Below are 16,197 nucleotides of genomic sequence, written 5' to 3'. Positions count from 1 at the left end.
CCATAACCCGTCAGGAACCAGCCGCTGCGACAGATCAGCACCCACAAAGAGCAATCATGCCGCAGCACACCAACTCACCACGTGAGACATGCTCTAAGGGAATTACTAGGGACTTTACCCCCTTAATGCTGTAGGGGAGCGCCGGACGGCCAGTAACGGAGAAACATGCGCAAAATCGACATCAATCTCATGATTCCCCTGCATGCCCTGCTGACCGAAGCGAACGTCACGCGTGCCGCCGAGCGGACCATGGTGGGGCAGCCCGCCATGAGCGCGTCGCTGGCGAAACTGCGCAAGCACTTCGGCGATCCCCTGCTGGTGCGTGATGGCCGCAAGATGGCGCTGACTCCGCTCGGGGCGTCCCTCCGGGGGCCGGTGACCAGGGCGATCGAGTCCATCCACGCGGTACTGGACACCACGTCCTCCTTCGACCCGGGCCTCCTCGACCGGACGTTCACCGTCGTCGCCAGCGATTACATCGCCATCGTCTTGCTGAAGCCCTTTCTGCAGGAGATCGCGGACGAGGCCCCGGGCGTGCGGCTGAACATCGTCGCGCCACGCGACGGCATCATGCCGCTGGTGCGGCGTGCGCAGTGCGATCTGCTGGTGGCGCCGGGCCAGATCGTGCCGGAGGAGATCCTGAGTTACCGGAAGAGAGATCTCTTCACCGACGAGTTGCTCGTCATCGCCGACAAGGACAACGACCGCGTCGGTGAGACCATCAGCGTCGAGGAACTCCACCGCCTCGGGTGTCTGGAAGCGGCCCCGCAGGCCTTCCTGGAATCGGACCCGGAAACGCCTGCCACGAGCGTGCGAGGGATGATCTCCGGAGGCTACTTCTCCGGCGCGATGCACCTGGTCGCCGGGACGCGGCTGGTGGCCCTGGCGCAGACCCGGCTGTTCTCGCTGATCGGTCCGGCGTGCGGGCTGCGTGCGGTGCGGCTGGACACGGATGTGCCGCCGTTGGTCCACACCATGTACTGGCATCACCATCACACCGCCGACCCGGCGCACATCTGGCTGCGCGACAAGCTCGCCCAGGTCGCGGCGGCGCTGCCGTAAGCCTCGCGCGGGCCACACCGACGTGCCCGGGTCCACGGCGGTCACGGCGGGCCCATGACGTACTCGGAGGCGACGGACAGGGCGTCCGAGGTGGCCAGCACGGCGTCCAGGCCCTTGGTGAGGCGGGCACCGCCGATCTCGCGGTGGTCGATCCCGGCCTCGCGGACGAGCGCGCCGAAGGCCGATTCGCGCTCCTGCCCCACCGCGATGACGACCGTGTCCGCCGCGACGACGGCTTCTTCCCCGTCGGCGCCGACCGTGTGCACGCCCTCGGCGGTGATCCGTGTGCAGTGCGTCCCGAACACGGTGCGCACCCCCTGGCGGCGCAGCGCGTCGAGCGCCACCCACCGGCTGGAGCGTCCCAGCGCGGTCCCGAGCCGCTCACCGCGGTGCAGGATCGTGATGTGCCGTTCCGGCTCGGGCGCTTCCGCCTCCGGTCCGCCCCGCGCCGTGCCCGGTACGAGCCCGTACGCGCGGCGGAACCGCTCCGCGTGATCGGCCGGGTCTCCGGCCTCGCGGGTCGAACCGGCCCCGGTGTGGGCGGCGAAATGGGCGAGGTCGACGGCGACCCCTCCGCCGCCGATGATGACCACCCGTTCGCCGAGCGCGCCGGGGGCGAACGCCTCCGGGTAGGACAGGACATGAGGGAGTTCGGCCCCGGGGACCGACACCTCGCGCGGGCGGACCCCGGTGGCGATGAGCACCCCGTCGTAGGACCGCAGGAGGTCCATGTCCCTCCCGGTGATACGGCGTCCCAGGCGCACGGTGACACCGAGGCGGCGCAGCTCCTCGCCGAGGTGGTCGATCGCGGCCGCGTAGTCGGCCTTGCCGGGGACCCGGCAGGCGAACCGGAACTGGCCGCCCAGCTCGGCTTCCGCCTCGTACAGATCGACCCGGCACCCCGACTCGGCGAGGGTGAGCGCGGCCTGGAGACCGGCCGGTCCGCCGCCGACCACCGCCATCCGCCCCGGACGGGGCGGACGCGGCGGGCGGACGCGCGGGAACTCCAGCTCCCGCGCGGCCCGCGGGTTGACCAGGCAGCTCACCTCGGCGTCGGACAGGGAACGGTCGATGCACGCCTGGTTGCAGCCGACGCAGATGCCACTCGACCGGTTGTCCCGGGCCCTGGCGACCAGCTCCGGGTCGGCCAGGAACGGCCGGGACATCGACACCAGGCGCACCTGCCCGGCGGACAGGATCGCCTCGGCCTGCTCCACGCGGTTGACCCGGTTGCCCGTGATGACGGGAACGGGAGCCACGGCGCGGGCGAGGGACTCGGCCACCGGTGTCCACACCCCGGGCGGCACCACGGCCTGCACGGTCGGCACCGGCGATTCGTGCCAGCCCACGCCGACGTTGAGCGCGTCCGCACCCGCGGCGACCAGCTCGCACGCGAACCGGGCGACGTCGTCCGGGCCGCTGCCGCCGTCGAGCAGGTCGGCCCCGGTGAGCCGCACGATCACCGGGAAGTCCGGCCCCGCCGCGGCGCGGACGCGGCGCGTCAGCTCCGCGCCGAACCGGGTCCGCCGCTCGGCGTCGCCACCCCAGCCGTCGTCGCGGTGGTTGGTCAGCGGCGAGAGGAACTGGTCGACGAGATACCCCTCCGACCCCATCACCTCGACGCCGTCGAACCCCAGCCGGCGGGCGTGCCCGGCCGCCTCCGCGAAGTCGGTGAGCGTGGCCTCGATCTCCACCTCGGTCAGCGCGTGCGGCGTACACCGGGAGACCCGGCTGTACACCGCCGACGGCCCCACCGGACGCAGCCCGAAGGCGCTCGGGCTCGCGTACCGGCCCGCGTGGAACAGCTGCAGGGCGATCAGTCCGCCTGCCTCGTGTACGGCGTCGGCGACCCTGCCCAGCCGGGAGCGGAAGGCGGGGTCGCTCAGCACGCCGTATCCGGCCCCGCCCGCGCCCACCCGGCTGACCGCGGCGCCGCCGGTGATGATCAGCCCGGCGCCGCCCCGCACCCGCTCGGTGTAGAACGCGGCCATCGCGGCGCCACCGTCGTCACGGGCCTCCAGGCCCAGGTGCATGGGGCCCATGACGATGCGGTGCGGCAGGGTGAGCGTGCCGATCCGCGACGGCTGGAAGACATGGCGGAATCGCTCGGTCATCACGGCACGAGCGGCGGCGTCAGGTCCTCGGTGTACGGGGGCACCGCCACGGACAGGCCGCCGTCGACGACGATGGTCTGGCCGGTGATGTACTCCGCCCCCGGGGACAGCAGGAACGCCACCGTCTCCGCCATCTCCCCCACGGTGCCCGGCCGCCCCTTGGGGATCTTCGACAGCACCTTGGACATCGGGGCCATGCCGGGCACTCCGTAGAAGTAGTCGAGCGAGTCGGAGTCGATGAGCCCGCCGCTGACCGCGTTGACGTTGATGCCCCGCCCGGCGAATTCGACGGCCATGGAGCGGACGAGGGCCTCGGTGGCCGCCTTGGCCGAGCCCAGCGCGGCGTATGTCGTATAGGCGCGGGTGCTGCCGTAGCCCGACAGGGTGACGATCCGGCCGCCCTCGGGCATCAACGCCACCGCGCGCTGCGCCCCGAGCAGGAAGGCCCGGACGTTCATCGCGTAGGAGCGGTCGATGTGGTGCAGCTTCAGATCCATGATCGGCTTGAACGCGCTGGCCGCCGCGTTGTTCACGAAGTGGTCCAGGCGGCCGTACTCGTCGCGCGCGGCGTCGAAGAGCCGGTCGATGTCCTCGGGGATCTCGACGTCGGCGGCCACGGTGATCGCCCGCCCGCCCGCCTGCTCGACGAGCTTGCGGGTCTCCTCGGCCAGCTCGGCGTTCTTCTTGTAGTTGACGACGACGCTGCCGCCGTCGCGCCCGAGGCGTACCGCCAGGGCGCGGCCGATGCCCCGCGAGGCTCCGGTGATCAGGGTGACTTTGGCGTCGCTCATCGAACCTCTCCCAGCACGTCGCGTGCGATGACGGTCTTCTGGATCTCGTTGGTGCCCTCTTCGAACCGCTGCGCCCGGGCGTCGCGGTACACGCGCTCGATCGGGCTGGACTCCCAGTAGCCGATGCCGCCGTGCACCTGGAGCGCCTTGTCCGTGACCCGGGTGAGCATGTCGACGGCGTTCAGCTTGGCCATGGAGGACAGCTGGGAGGACGCCGCGTCGCCGGCCTGCCACTGCCGCGCCGCGTGCAGGGTGAGCTGGCGGGCGGCCTCGATGTCGGTGGCGTTCTCGGCGAGGGCGAAGGAGATCGCCTGCCGCGCCGCCAGCGGCTTGCCGAACGTCGTACGCCCCTTCGCGTGGTCGACGGCCAGCTCCTGGGCCCGCCGGGCGAGGCCGACGCACGTCATGGCGACCGAAATCCGGCTGGGCGTGAGGAAGCCGCCCAGCGCCACGTCCAGGCCCCGGCCGACCTCGCCGAGGCGGTTCGCGACCGGCACCGGTGCCCGGTCGAAGCGCAGATGCGCGTGGTCGGTTCCCCGCACTCCCATGGTCCTCGACATGGGGTCGACGGTGACACCGGTGGTGTCGCGCGGCACCATCAGCGCGACGGTCCCGTCCTTGCCCGTGGTGCCCTCCAGCCGGGCGAACAGGAGCCAGTAGTCGCATTCGACGCCGAAGGTGATGAGGTGCTTCTCCCCGGACAGGAAGTACGTGTCGCCCTCCTGCACGACGCTGCACCGCAGGTCCGCGCCGGTGCCCGCGGTGGGCTCGGTGAGCGTGAACGCGACGGTGATGTCGGCCGACACCTGGGGCAGCACGAACTGCTTGCGCTGCTCGTCGGTGGCGAACTGGTCGATCGCCCGCCACACCCCGTTGTGGACGTGCACGAGCATGCGCAGCGACGCGTGCGACATCGAGAACAGTTCCATCAGCTCCAGGAACCGCGGGAACTCGATGCCCAGGCCGCCGTACTCCTGGGGCGCGGCCAGCCGCAGATACCCGCGGTCCCGCAGGTCCTGCTTGAGCGCGTCGGGCACCCGGTGGGTGCTTTCGATCTCCGCCGCGTACCGCTCACCGGGTCCGCGGACGAAGTCCTCGATGTCTGCGGCCAGTTGCCGGAAGTCCTTCTCGTCCATGCTTACGCCCCGCTCCTCATCAGCTTCTGAATGTGTTCGCGCAGAAGGAACTTCTGCACCTTGCCCGCCGGGTTCCGGGGCAGCCGGTCCATGAACTCCAGCCGCTCGGGCCAGTACGGCTTGGCGACCTGTCGCTCGTCCAGGAAGTGCCGCATCTCGGCGAAGCCGAAGTCGCCGTCGGCCACCACGAAGGCGCAGGCCCGTTCCCCGAGCCGCGGATCGGGCATCGCCACGATCGCGACATCGCGCACCGCGGGGTGAGTGTGCAGCAACTGCTCGATCTCCCCCACGGGTACCTTCTCGCCGCCACGGTTGACGACGTCCTTCACCCGCCCGCTGATGCGCACGTAGCCGGACTCGTCGATGACGGCGAGGTCGCCGCTGCGGAACCAGCCGTCTGCGGTCAGCGCCTCGGCCGTCCACTCGGGACGGTCGAAGTAGCCCTGGAACATGCACGGGCCGAAGATCTCGAAGTTGCCTTCCTGCCCGGCCGGCAGCACGGCGCCCTCGTCATCCGTGACGCGCAGTCTGATGCCCTCCAGGGCCCGGCCGTCCGTGCCCCACGTCTTCGCCGGTTCATCGCCCGGCGCGGACAGCGAGCCAAGGCACGTCTCGGTCGTCCCCCAGGCGCCGCACACCGACGCGCCCAGCACCTCGGTCGCGCGCTCGGCCAGCGCGCGCGGCACCGCCGCCCCGGTGGCGACGAAGATCCGCAGGGCGGCCGGGGGCTCCCCGCTCTCCTCGACCGCCTCGACGAGGTCGCCGAGGAACGGCGTCGCGGCCTGGACGAAGGTGCCCTCGTACCGGCGCAGCAGGCCGAGGGCGGCCTTGCCGTCCCACACCGGCTGCAGGATCAGCGGCACGCCCCGCAGGACCGCGAGCCACATGCCGTAGAGGAAGCCGGTCTGGTGCGCCAGCGGCGACGGGACGAAGACCCGGTCCTCACCGGTCAGTCCGAGGTGGTGAATCTCCATGGCCGCGGCCCTGGTCAGCGCGTCCATCCGGTGCAGCACGCCCTTGGGCTCGCCGGAGGTGCCGGAGGTGAACAGCAGCTGGGCCGGGGCGGCGGGCTCCGGACGCCGGGCGTCGATCCGGTCGCGGTCCGGGGCACGGCGTACGGCCTCGGCGAAGTCGTACCAGCTCGCCCCGGCAGTCTCCGGCGGCGCCGCCTTTCCGCCGATCACCAGGACGTGTTCCACAGCGGGAGGTTCGTCCATGCGGAGCAGCTCCGCCACTTCGGCCGGGTAGTCGCGGCCGCGGAAGCCCGCCGGGACCACCAGCACCCGGGCCCGGGAGCGACGCAGCATGAAGGCCGTCTCCCGCTGCCGCAGCATCGGCATCAGCGGGCAGCTGACCGCTCCGATACGGGCGATGGCCAGGGCGAGGGCGACGAACTCGGCCTGGTTCGGCAGCTGGTAGGCGACCGGCTCGCCGGGCCGCACGCCGAGGTCGAGCAGGAGCGTGGCGATCCGGTCGACCTGTTCGTGGAGGTCGCGCCAGGTCCAGCCCAGCTCCCGCCGCCCGTCGGTGCCCGGGTCGAACACGGCGGGGTCGTCGGGACGGGTGTTTGCCCAGTGGCGCAGGTGGTCCCCGATCGGGATGGTGGCGGCGCGGGCGGGCGCGGTGAATGCGGCCGGACCGGACTCCGCCTGCCGGGCTTCCGTCCGAGGGGCATCCGACTGGTGGGCTTCCGTCTGCCGGGCTTCCGCCTGCCGGGGCGTACGGGCCTTCTCCACCGACACGTCCAGCCCGATGCGGTTCATGTCGTCGAGGAAGCGCGGGTAGGAGATGCGGTAGGCGCTCGGGTAGGTCAGCCGGGTCTCACCGGCGGCCGCCGATCCCGCGACGGCCAGCGACATGAGCACCCGGTGGTCGTTGTACGAGGAGAGATCCGCCCCGGTCAGCCGCTCCACGCCGTGGCAGAGCAGCTGCTCGCCGCGCTGTTCGATCCGGGCACCCATCTTGTTGAGCTGCGTCATCGCCGCGACTCTGTCGGACTCCTTGAGCCGGACATGGCCGATGTTGTCGAACACGGTGGTGCCATCGGCCACCGCCCCGAGCACGGACAGCATGGGCAGCATGTCGGGTACGGCCCGGCAGTCGATCCGTACGGGGCTCAGCCTCGTCCCCTCGTGGCGGACCCGGACCATGCCGGTCTCGGGGTCGGACGTCATCCGCACGCCCATGTCGGCGAGGATCTGCAGCACGTCCGCCTCGGGATGGTCCACCTCGTGCGCGGGTACCGCAGGCAGGCCCCGGAACAGCACGTCGGCCGGGTGCAGCGCCGCCGCGGCCAGCCCGAACGCCGCCGAACCGACGTCCGGGGGCAGAACCACCGTGGCCGGGGTGGGCTGCTGGTCCGGGGCGATCTCGAACCGCCGTCCGTCGTCGGACACCTCGACGTACAGACCGAACTGCTTCATCATCCGGACCGTCAGGTCCACATAGGACCGTTCGTTGAACTCGCCCTCGACCGTGATGACGCTCGGCCCCGTCGCGAACGGCGCCACCAGCAGCAACCCGGATATCCACTGCGAGAGGGTGCCCTGGATCCGCGCGTGGCCGCCTCTCGGACGGCTCGGCCGTACGGAGATCGGCGGGCAGCCCGTGGGCGAATCAAGGTCGACGCCGAGGTCGGACAGCGCACGCAGCAGCGGGCCGATCGGACGCCGCTGGAAGTACTTCTGCCCCACGACGGTCACCGGCGACTCCGCGAGGCAGGCGAGTCCCGCGAGGAAGTAGAGCGTCGTGCCCGAACTTCCCACCGAGACCTCGGCCTGTCGCGGCCGGTACGGGCCGCCGTGCACGACGAAGGCGTCACCGTCCACCTCGATCCGCGTACCGAGGCTCCGCAGCGCGGTGAGGGTGTGCCGCACGTGGCCGGCGTCCGACAGCCCCACGATCCGGCTGACCCCCGGGGCGAGGGACGCCAGTATCAGGGCCCGGTGCGCATGATACTTCGAGGTAGGCACGGCGAGTTGTCCCTCGAGCTGATCGGACAACCGCTTCACTAATAGCCGCAATTCCAGTCTCCAAATCCACTGGTTCATAAAGGATTTGCATCGCGCCCGCAGAGAAAGAGCTGCTACCTACCTCGAATTCATCGATCAGGTACCGAAGATTACGGTAGCGGCCCGCGAGTCAGTTTGAAAACGATGGCTTTCCCATGGCTGACATCACTGTCATCGATACCTGAGGCCGGAACGCATCGAATGCGGAGACTTCCGCGGCGATTCGCCGGAGTGTCGAGCGAAGCCACTGCTGCGCGGGATCCGCCGAGGACTGTGGATGCCAGTACATGGCTTCTGTCACGGTGGGCGTCGGCACCTCGATCTCGGCTGCGCGAAGCCCGAGCGCCCGGCCGAACCTCTCGAACAGCCGCCGCTGCGTGATGGTGAACATCCGTGTGCCGGGCAGCATGTGCAGGGCCGAGGTCAAGGTTTCCGTCGTGGCGACCGCGTTTCCCGACAGCGCGTTCTTCGGGAAACGCGTCCCGGCCAGATCCAAGGCGGATCCGCTCACCCGCACATAGGGCAGGCGCGCCATGTGCTCGGCGGACAGACGGTCACCGACGTCGGGATGGTCGTCGGTGACCACCCCGACGAAGTCGTCGGAGAGCAATACGGCGCCGGGGAAAGCGGAGGCGCCGTCGGAAGTCGCCGCCCGCTGCCGCAGTACGAGGTCACATTTCTTCATCCGCAGCATGTCGAGGTGTCCGGCCTGCTGCCAGATCAGGTTGATCCGCACCTGGGGCGCGAGGTCGGCCGCCTCTTCCAGCAGCGGCCCCATCAGGAGGACCGCCGAGTAGTCGTCGGCGACCACGGTGAAGGTCCGCCGGGCGGAGGCGGGGTCGAAACTCGCCGTACCGCCGAGCAAATACCCGATCTGTGACAGGACGTCTTCGAGCTGCTTCGCCAGGGATTCCGCCAAGGGGCTGAGCGCCCATTGGCGGCCGTCCCTGAGTAACAGCGGGTCGTCGAAGACGCGACGCAGCTTCGCCAGCGCGGCACTCATCGTCGGCTGGCCCACGGAAAGCCGCTCGGCGGCCTTCGTGACGCTTCGCTCGACGAGGAGCGCCTGCAGTGGCACCAGCAGGTTCAGGTCCATCGTGGCCAGGTTCGGGTTCCTCATCGCTTCTTGGCCACGATGTGCCGGTAGCTGTCGACCGGCGGCATGAACTGCGACGGCAGGACGCCCATCTTCTTCAGCAGCTTGGTGGAGCGGCTGTCGTAGTAACCGGCGAAGGAACCACCGATGGCCTCCGGCCCCACCCGCTTGGCCATATGACGCTGGACCACACCCACCCGCTGCTCCCGCAGCGCCTTGTGGAAGGAGCCGTCGGGAGCCAGCCGCCGGTGAACCGCGGCCCTGACCTCCGCCGAGATGTCCCGCTCGTCAACCCATTCCAGACCGAGGTCCTTCGCCTTCAGTTCCTCCATGTGAGCACGCCGTTGCGTGGTGAACAGATCGACGTGCGAGAAGTAGCCGCCCGGCTTGAGGACGCGCGCGACCTCGCTGAGGAACTTTTCGAGGTTGGGATAGTTGTGCGCGCTCTCGATGTTGAGGATGACATCGAACTCCCCGTCCTCGAAGGGAAGATTCTCCGCGTCCCCCTGGACGTAGCTCAGCCCGTCCCTGGACAGCGAGGCATTGGCCCGCTTGATGGCTTGCTCTGACAGGTCGAGGCCGACCATGCGGGCCGCCTTGGTGACGCGCGAGAGGAAGTTCAGCCCTTCGCCCAGACCGCAGCCGACCTCGAGCACGGACTTGTCCGCGAAGTCGTCCAAGTCGAAGGGTACCTGCTTGAGCGCGAAGAAGTAGAGCTCCTCGGAGAATCCGTCGGTGTCGTAGTTCAGGAAATCCGGAATCCTCGTGTTCATCTCCTTGGCGATCTGGTCGTCATGAAATCCCCAGTTCCACAGGATCCCCTTCTTCGACATCTGCGCCTGCAGGTCATAGCTGGTGGCGATGTTGTTCTTGAGCTTCCCGTCCTTGGCGTCCCCCCGGTTCTGTTCACCGGTCAGGTTGATCTCGTTGACGCTCGAGAACAGTCCGTACATATCCTCGCGTGTACCCATGGTCTTCCTCTCTTGCTGTGTTTACTCGGTGGGGGCGGGCGCCTGGTCCCGTAGCTGGCGACGGAGTTCGTCGACCAGCGGGCCCAGTTCATCGGCGTGCTCCGCCGCGCCGAAGGCGTTGAAATCCGGGCGTATCAGAAGGGCCGTCACACCGGCCCCGGCCAGATAGGGCAGATAGCGGTCCTCGATATCGACCACGGTGTCGGCGTCCAGGCCCTGCGGCGCGGTGCCGTGGGGCAGCACATGGACGATCCGGGTGCCGAGGCCTTCGAGGAACTCCCGCTGCCCGGTGTCGAGGTGAGGCCTCGGGTCGACCGACGCCAGCAGCACGAAGCCAAGCCCGACCACTTCGTCGAACGGGCCGGTCCGGTCCCCGCTCGCCACCCGGGCCTGGGGGGTCAGGGCCCCGGCCGGGCGGATCGGCGTGCCCTCCGCCGTACGGTGCAGCAAGCCCTCGGACAGCGGGATCGGCGTCGACATGGGCAAGGCCGTCACACCGCTGCGTTCCCGCCCGGCCAGCATGATCGCGTCACGGTCGGCGGCCGCGACGGGGTCGGTGACACAGATGACCTTGCCCAGTTTCACGGAGGTGGTGATGGCGTTCTGGACGTGGGCGCGCCGTTCGGCGGTGTAGGTGTCCAGCAGCCGCTCGTCCGCGAGTCCGCGCAGAACGAAGTCGAGTTTCCAGGACAGATTGGCCACGTCCCGGAATCCCGAGCACATTCCCTGCCCGGCGAACGGGGGCATGAGGTGCGCGGAGTCCCCGGCCAGCAGCAGCCGTCCGGCGCGCCACTGTCCGGCCCAGCGTGCCTGGAAGGTGTACACGGCGTGGCGTTCCAGTGTCGCGTCCTCGGGGCCGATGTCGAACATCGCGAGCATGCGCCAGAGGGTCTCGGTCTTCTTCAGCTCGTCGATGCTCTCGCCGGGCAGCCGCATGAACTCGAAGCGGCGGTGTCCCGGTCCGGCCGACACCGCGGTCCGGGGCCGGGCGGGGTCGCAGATCTGCAGGTTGTTCGGCTGGAACGCGCGCGGCTCGTGCAGCACCACATCGCAGATCAGCCAGTCGTAGAAGAACCCCAGGTCGGTCAGCGAGGTCTCCATGCACTCCCGCACGAAGCTGTTCGCGCCGTCGCATCCGATGACCCAGCGTGCGGTGAGGGTGCGCTCGTTCGCGTCGGTGTCCTCCGCGACGATGTCGACGTGGTCTCCGTGGTCCTCCAGTTCCACCACCTCATGGCCACGGATCACCTGGAGGTTCGGGAAGTCCTCGCCGCGGGTGATGAGAGTCGATTCCAACCCCGGCTGATACATCGCCGTGGCCTGTGGCCAGCCGCAGTGGCCGTCCTCCGCGCTCTCCATGTAGACCAGCGTTTCGCCCGCCGCGTTGCGCCAGCCGTAGTCCCGGGAGTTCTCCCCCACCTTGTCCAGGAACTGCCCGATCCCCGTGGTGGCGAGGATCCGGGCGGCCTCGTCGTCGAAACCGACGGCACGTGGCATGGGGTAGGGCTCGGGCCAGCGCTCGATGACCGTCACACGCCACCCGCGCTGGGCCAGCATGATCGACAGCACCTGGCCGACCGGCCCGTAGCCGATGACGGCCACGTCGGAGTCGGGTCGCATCGTCGTCTCCATTCGCCCGGCCCTCAGCCGTTCCCGGCCAGGATGTCCTTGACGACGTTGTCGTACTCGGCCGGATCGATCAGGGTGCGGATCTTCTCGTGGCCGTCCTCCACTCGCAGCAGCCGCTTTCCGGTCAGCACCATCTGGCCGTTGGGCAGCGCGCGTCCGCGCAGCGCGGTGCCCGCGAACAGCGAGTCGCTGACGACCTCTCCCACGCCCGTGTTCTCCGGGCTGTCCCACTCGGCGACCTCGCGGGGCCGGAGTTCGAAGCGGTAGACCGGACGCCACTCGCTGGCCCGGTCCTTGCGCTCCAGGACGTGATGGGCGCCTTGTTCGCTCAGCCGGTAGTCGCAGCCGTACTGGTGGCTGACCTCGCCGGACACCCGCAGCGGCTCCAGGTAGGACGGCCCGGCGAAGCCCACGTCGACCAGCCAGATGTCACCGTCGAGCCGCACACAGCCGAAGGTGTGCTCGAGGTCGGGGCCGAACCGGCCGTTGGGCCACCGCTGCGAGGCCGCCAGCAGCTCGACCTCGTAGCCCATGTCCGCGAGCAGTCGGCGGAAGAGGCCGTTGAGGTCATGGCACACGCCCCCGTTCCCGTTCACCACGATGTCGGTGAACGCCTGGTCGACGTCGATGTCGACCACGTTCCGGAAGCCGGTGAAGCTGTTGATGAAGTGGCTGCTGTCGTACGCCACCGACATGAGGTGTCCCTTGTGCAGCGCCCGTAAGGTCTCGACGGTGGGCTCGCGCTCCCCCGTGAAGCCGATGCGGCGCAGATAGGTGTCGACCTCGAACATGCGGTTTTCTCTTTTCCCTTGGGTCGTCACGCGGTCACGTCGTCCCACTTGACCAGCAGTTCGCGCAGTCGCGTGACCACGAGTTCGCGCGTCATGTCGTCGTCCCGCGCGGCCCTCGACATGGCGGATTCCAGCTTGTCCAGCTCCTCCGCCACGGACCCCGGTGTGACGGTGAGACCGGGCAGCAGCGCGTCCAGCATGGTGTCGGCGATCATGCCCGCGGTGGGCTGGTCGAAGATCAATCCCGGTGGCAGTTCCAGCCCGGACAGCTGGTTCAGCCGGTTACGAAGCTCCAGCCCGGTCAGCGAGTCGAACCCGATGTCCAGCAGGGCGACACCATCGCGCACCAGCTCCCGTTCCGCGTGTCCCAGCACGCTCGCGGCCTCGGCGCACACCACCTCGACCAGCGTCCGGTGTTGTTCCGGCGCGGGCAGCCCCATCAGCCGGGACAGCAACTCCGAGGCGTCCCGCTCGCGTTCCTCCGACCCGGCGGGCTCCGCCGCCGTGAGCGCGGCCACCTCCGGCAGACCACGCAGCAGGGGCCGGTCACGTGCGACCAGGTAGGAGGGTGCGAATCGGGTCCAGTCGATGTCCGCCACCACCACGTGGCCTTCGTCCGCGTCCATCGCCCGGGCCAGGGCCGATACGGCCGCCCGGGGCGCCATGAGCCCCACTCCGGCGTCGGTGAACTCGTCCGCCACGGACGCGTCGACCATTCCCCCACCGGCCCAGCCGCCCCAGGCCACGGCGGTGGCGGGGCGTCCAGCTGCGCGGCGGCGTCGGACGAGCGCCTCCACGAAGGCGTTCGCGGAAGCGTAGGCGCTCTGCCCGGCAGCGCCCCACACGGCGGCGCCGGAGGAGAACACCACGAAAGCGTCGAGTTCATGGTCGGCCAGCAACTCATCCAGATGCGCCGCACCGGCCACCTTCGCCAGGCCCACCCCGGCGAACTGCTCGATGGTGCTGTCGGCGAGCCGCCGCGGTTCCTGCGCGACACCGGCCGCGTGGAACACGGCGGTCAGGGGGTGGCCGTCGGGTACGTCGGCGATCAGCCCGCCCAGCGCCGTCCGATCGGACACGTCGCAGGCCTCGATGGTGACGCGTGCGCCGAGCGCGATCAGCTCCGCCTCAAGTGCGGCCACGCCCTCGGCATCCCGCCCGCGACGGCTGATCAGCAGCAGATGTTCGGCGCCCCGACCGGCGGCCCAGCGCGCCACATGGGCGCCGATACCGCCCGTACCACCGGTGATGAGGACCGTACCGCGCGGGGTCCACGGCGACGACACCGTGTCCGCACCGGCCCGGGCCCGCTCCATCCGGCGCGCGAACACGCCCTCCGGGCGGATCGCCACCTGGTCCTCGCCGTCCACCCCTGACACCGTCGCGACCAGGTGTTCCAACGCCCGCTGCTCGGGCTCGGCGGGCAGGTCGACGAGCCCGCCCCACGTCTGGGGGTGGTCGAGGGAGAGCACCGTGCCCAGGCCCCACATCATGTGACGGTACGGGCTCGTCAGCTCGCCGTCCTCCCTGACGGCCACCGCACCCGTCGTCACGCACCACAGGGGCGCGGTGACGTCCCTGTCGCCGAGCGCCTGCACGAGCGTCACCGTCGCGGCCAGTCCCGCCGACAGGGTGGGGTGCGGATGATACGGACGATCATCCAGGGCCAGCAGGGACACCACCCCGGCCAGGCCGCCCGCCACGGTGTCGAGCCCGGCACCGATGAGATCGGCCAGCGCCTGGCGCTCCTCTTGGTCCACCGTTACGCGCAGCACATGGCCGCCGCTCTCGGCCAACGCGCCGTCGACGGACTTCACCAGCGGGCCGTCGTATCCGGCGGGCACCACCAGAAGCCAGGTGCCGGTGGCAGTGGCAGTGGTGATGACGGCGTCGGGCGCGCCGATCGGCTGCCACGCGATGCGATACCGCCACTCGTCGACCATCGACTCTTCCTGTCGACGGCTGCGCCACGAGGACAAGGCGGGCAGAACCTCATCCAGCGCGGCCGTCTCGACGTTGAGCGTCTGCGCCAGGGCGTGGGTGTCGCCGCGCTCGACAACCTCCCAGAACTCTGTGTCGGAGTCGGTGGTGAGAGGTTCCGGATCGGTTTCGCCTGCGAGCCAGTAGCGCTGGCGTTGGAAGGCGTACGTCGGCAGATCGACGCGGCGGGCGCCCGCGCCCGCGCCCGCGAACACCTGCGCCCAGTCCACCGCGACACCACGCGTGTGCAGCCGCCCTACGGCGGTGAGCAGCGCCCGGCGCTCATCGGACACATCACGGCGCAGCGACGGGATGCCACCGTCCTGTCCGGTCATGGCGGTCAGGACCCCATCCGGGCCCAGTTCCAGGAACGTGGTCACGCCCTGTCCCCGCAGGGCCTGGACCCCGTCGGCGAACCGGACCGTGCCGCGTACGTGCTCAACCCAGTACTCCGGCGAACACAACCGGGCAGGGTCGGCCAGCTCGCCCGTCAGGTTCGATACCACCGGCAGTCGCGGATCGGCATAGGTCAGACCGACCGCGACCTGGCGGAAGTCGTCCAGCATTCCGTCCATCAGCGGGGAGTGGAAGGCGTGCGACACCCGCAGCTTCTTGATCCGACGGCCCTCAAAACGCGCCGCCAGGGCGAGAACGGCGTCTTCCGCACCCGATACCACCAGCGATGTCGGGCCGTTGATCGCGGCAATACTCACGCCCTCGGTCAGCAGCGGGGTGACCTCGTCCTCGGTGGCCTCGACAGCCACCATCACACCGCCCTCGGGCAGCGCCTGCATCAACCGGCCCCGCGCCACGACCAACGCCGCCGCATCCTCCAGCGACCACACACCCGCCACAAACGCCGCCGCGACCTCGCCGATCGAATGCCCGGCGACGAAGTCCGGCCGCACACCCCACGACTCCACCAACCGGAACAACGCCACCTCAACAGCGAACAACGCAGGCTGGGCAAACCCCGTCTGGTCCAGCAGCTCGGACTCGCCGAACACGACCTCCTTCAACGACCGCCCCAGCAGCCCATCCACCGCCCCGCAAACCTCGTCAAACGCCTCCGCGAACACCGGATACGACGCGTACAGCCCACGCCCCATCCCGATTCGCTGCGACCCCTGACCCGTGAACAGCACACCCAACCGGCCAGAGGTCACGTCCTGACCACGCACGGCGGCCAGCGCATCCCGCGCCTCGTCGGCAGACTCCGCCACCACCACCGCACGGTGATCAAAACGCGCCCGCGACGACGCCAACGAAAAGCCCAGATCAGCAAGGCTCAGGTCGCGATCGGAGTTCAGATACGACGCCAGCCGCTCCGCCTGTGCCTCCAGCGCGTCCGCAGACTTCGCCGACACCACCAACGGAACGGGACCATCGGACACCGCGTGCTGAGGAGTGTCATCTTCGACGGATTCGAGAATCACATGCGCGTTGGTCCCGCTGATGCCGAACGAGGACACCGCCGCACGCCTCGGCCGGTCAACCTCCGGCCACTCACGCGCCTCCGTCAGCAGTTCCACCGCACCCGCGGACCAGTCCACCTGCGGCGACGGCTCATCGACGTGGAGCGTCTTGGGCAGCACACCGTGCCGCATCGCCTCCAC

Annotated in this window: 10 protein-coding genes; 1 reads left to right on the top strand and 9 read right to left on the bottom strand. The window is 69.8% G+C overall.

The window, feature by feature from the left end; genetic code table 11:
• Positions 1-165 precede the first annotated feature (165 nt).
• On the top strand, positions 166-1,062 hold the full coding sequence (locus tag ACZ6CL_RS41750) for a LysR family transcriptional regulator (protein ID WP_468946513.1): 897 nt from the start codon (positions 166-168) through the stop codon (positions 1,060-1,062).
• Positions 1,063-1,103: 41 nt separating this feature from the next.
• Here the strand turns inward: ACZ6CL_RS41750 and ACZ6CL_RS41745 are convergent, their stop codons facing one another.
• From ACZ6CL_RS41745 to ACZ6CL_RS41705, 9 genes are all read right to left on the bottom strand, one after another.
• Positions 1,104-3,176 (bottom strand): oxidoreductase, encoded by a 2,073-nt coding sequence (locus ACZ6CL_RS41745; RefSeq protein ID WP_468946511.1) that lies wholly within the window; start codon positions 3,174-3,176, stop codon positions 1,104-1,106.
• A complete protein-coding gene (locus tag ACZ6CL_RS41740; protein ID WP_468946509.1) occupies positions 3,176-3,967 on the bottom strand; it encodes an SDR family oxidoreductase in 792 nt (263 codons plus the stop codon). The genes ACZ6CL_RS41745 and ACZ6CL_RS41740 overlap by 1 nt, the downstream gene beginning before the upstream one ends.
• On the bottom strand, positions 3,964-5,103 hold the full coding sequence (locus ACZ6CL_RS41735; protein ID WP_468946506.1) for an acyl-CoA dehydrogenase family protein: 1,140 nt from the start codon (positions 5,101-5,103) through the stop codon (positions 3,964-3,966). Before ACZ6CL_RS41735 ends, ACZ6CL_RS41740 begins: the two co-directional genes overlap by 4 nt.
• Before the next feature lie 2 nt (positions 5,104-5,105).
• On the bottom strand, positions 5,106-8,126 hold the full coding sequence (aroA, locus tag ACZ6CL_RS41730) for a 3-phosphoshikimate 1-carboxyvinyltransferase (protein WP_468946516.1): 3,021 nt from the start codon (positions 8,124-8,126) through the stop codon (positions 5,106-5,108).
• A 118-nt stretch (positions 8,127-8,244) separates the two neighbouring features.
• Entirely contained in the window at positions 8,245-9,210 is a 966-nt protein-coding gene (locus ACZ6CL_RS41725) for a LysR substrate-binding domain-containing protein (protein WP_468946504.1), read from the bottom strand.
• A gap of 20 nt (positions 9,211-9,230) precedes the next feature.
• Entirely contained in the window at positions 9,231-10,181 is a 951-nt protein-coding gene (locus ACZ6CL_RS41720) for a class I SAM-dependent methyltransferase (RefSeq protein ID WP_468946502.1), read from the bottom strand.
• Between the two features lie 21 nt (positions 10,182-10,202).
• On the bottom strand, positions 10,203-11,801 hold the full coding sequence (gene mhpA / locus ACZ6CL_RS41715) for a bifunctional 3-(3-hydroxy-phenyl)propionate/3-hydroxycinnamic acid hydroxylase MhpA (RefSeq protein WP_468946499.1): 1,599 nt from the start codon (positions 11,799-11,801) through the stop codon (positions 10,203-10,205).
• Positions 11,802-11,824: 23 nt separating this feature from the next.
• Positions 11,825-12,601: an arylamine N-acetyltransferase family protein gene (locus tag ACZ6CL_RS41710; RefSeq protein WP_468946496.1), complete on the bottom strand. Its 777-nt coding sequence runs from the start codon at positions 12,599-12,601 to the stop codon at positions 11,825-11,827.
• A gap of 26 nt (positions 12,602-12,627) precedes the next feature.
• The coding region (locus tag ACZ6CL_RS41705; protein WP_468946494.1) for a type I polyketide synthase at positions 12,628-16,197 on the bottom strand (3,570 nt) is incomplete at its 5' end.

The organism is Streptomyces sp. NPDC041200, assembly GCF_055591805.1.
The sequence above is the reverse complement of the archived record's forward strand: the minus strand, read 5'-3'. Positions and strand labels throughout refer to the sequence as shown.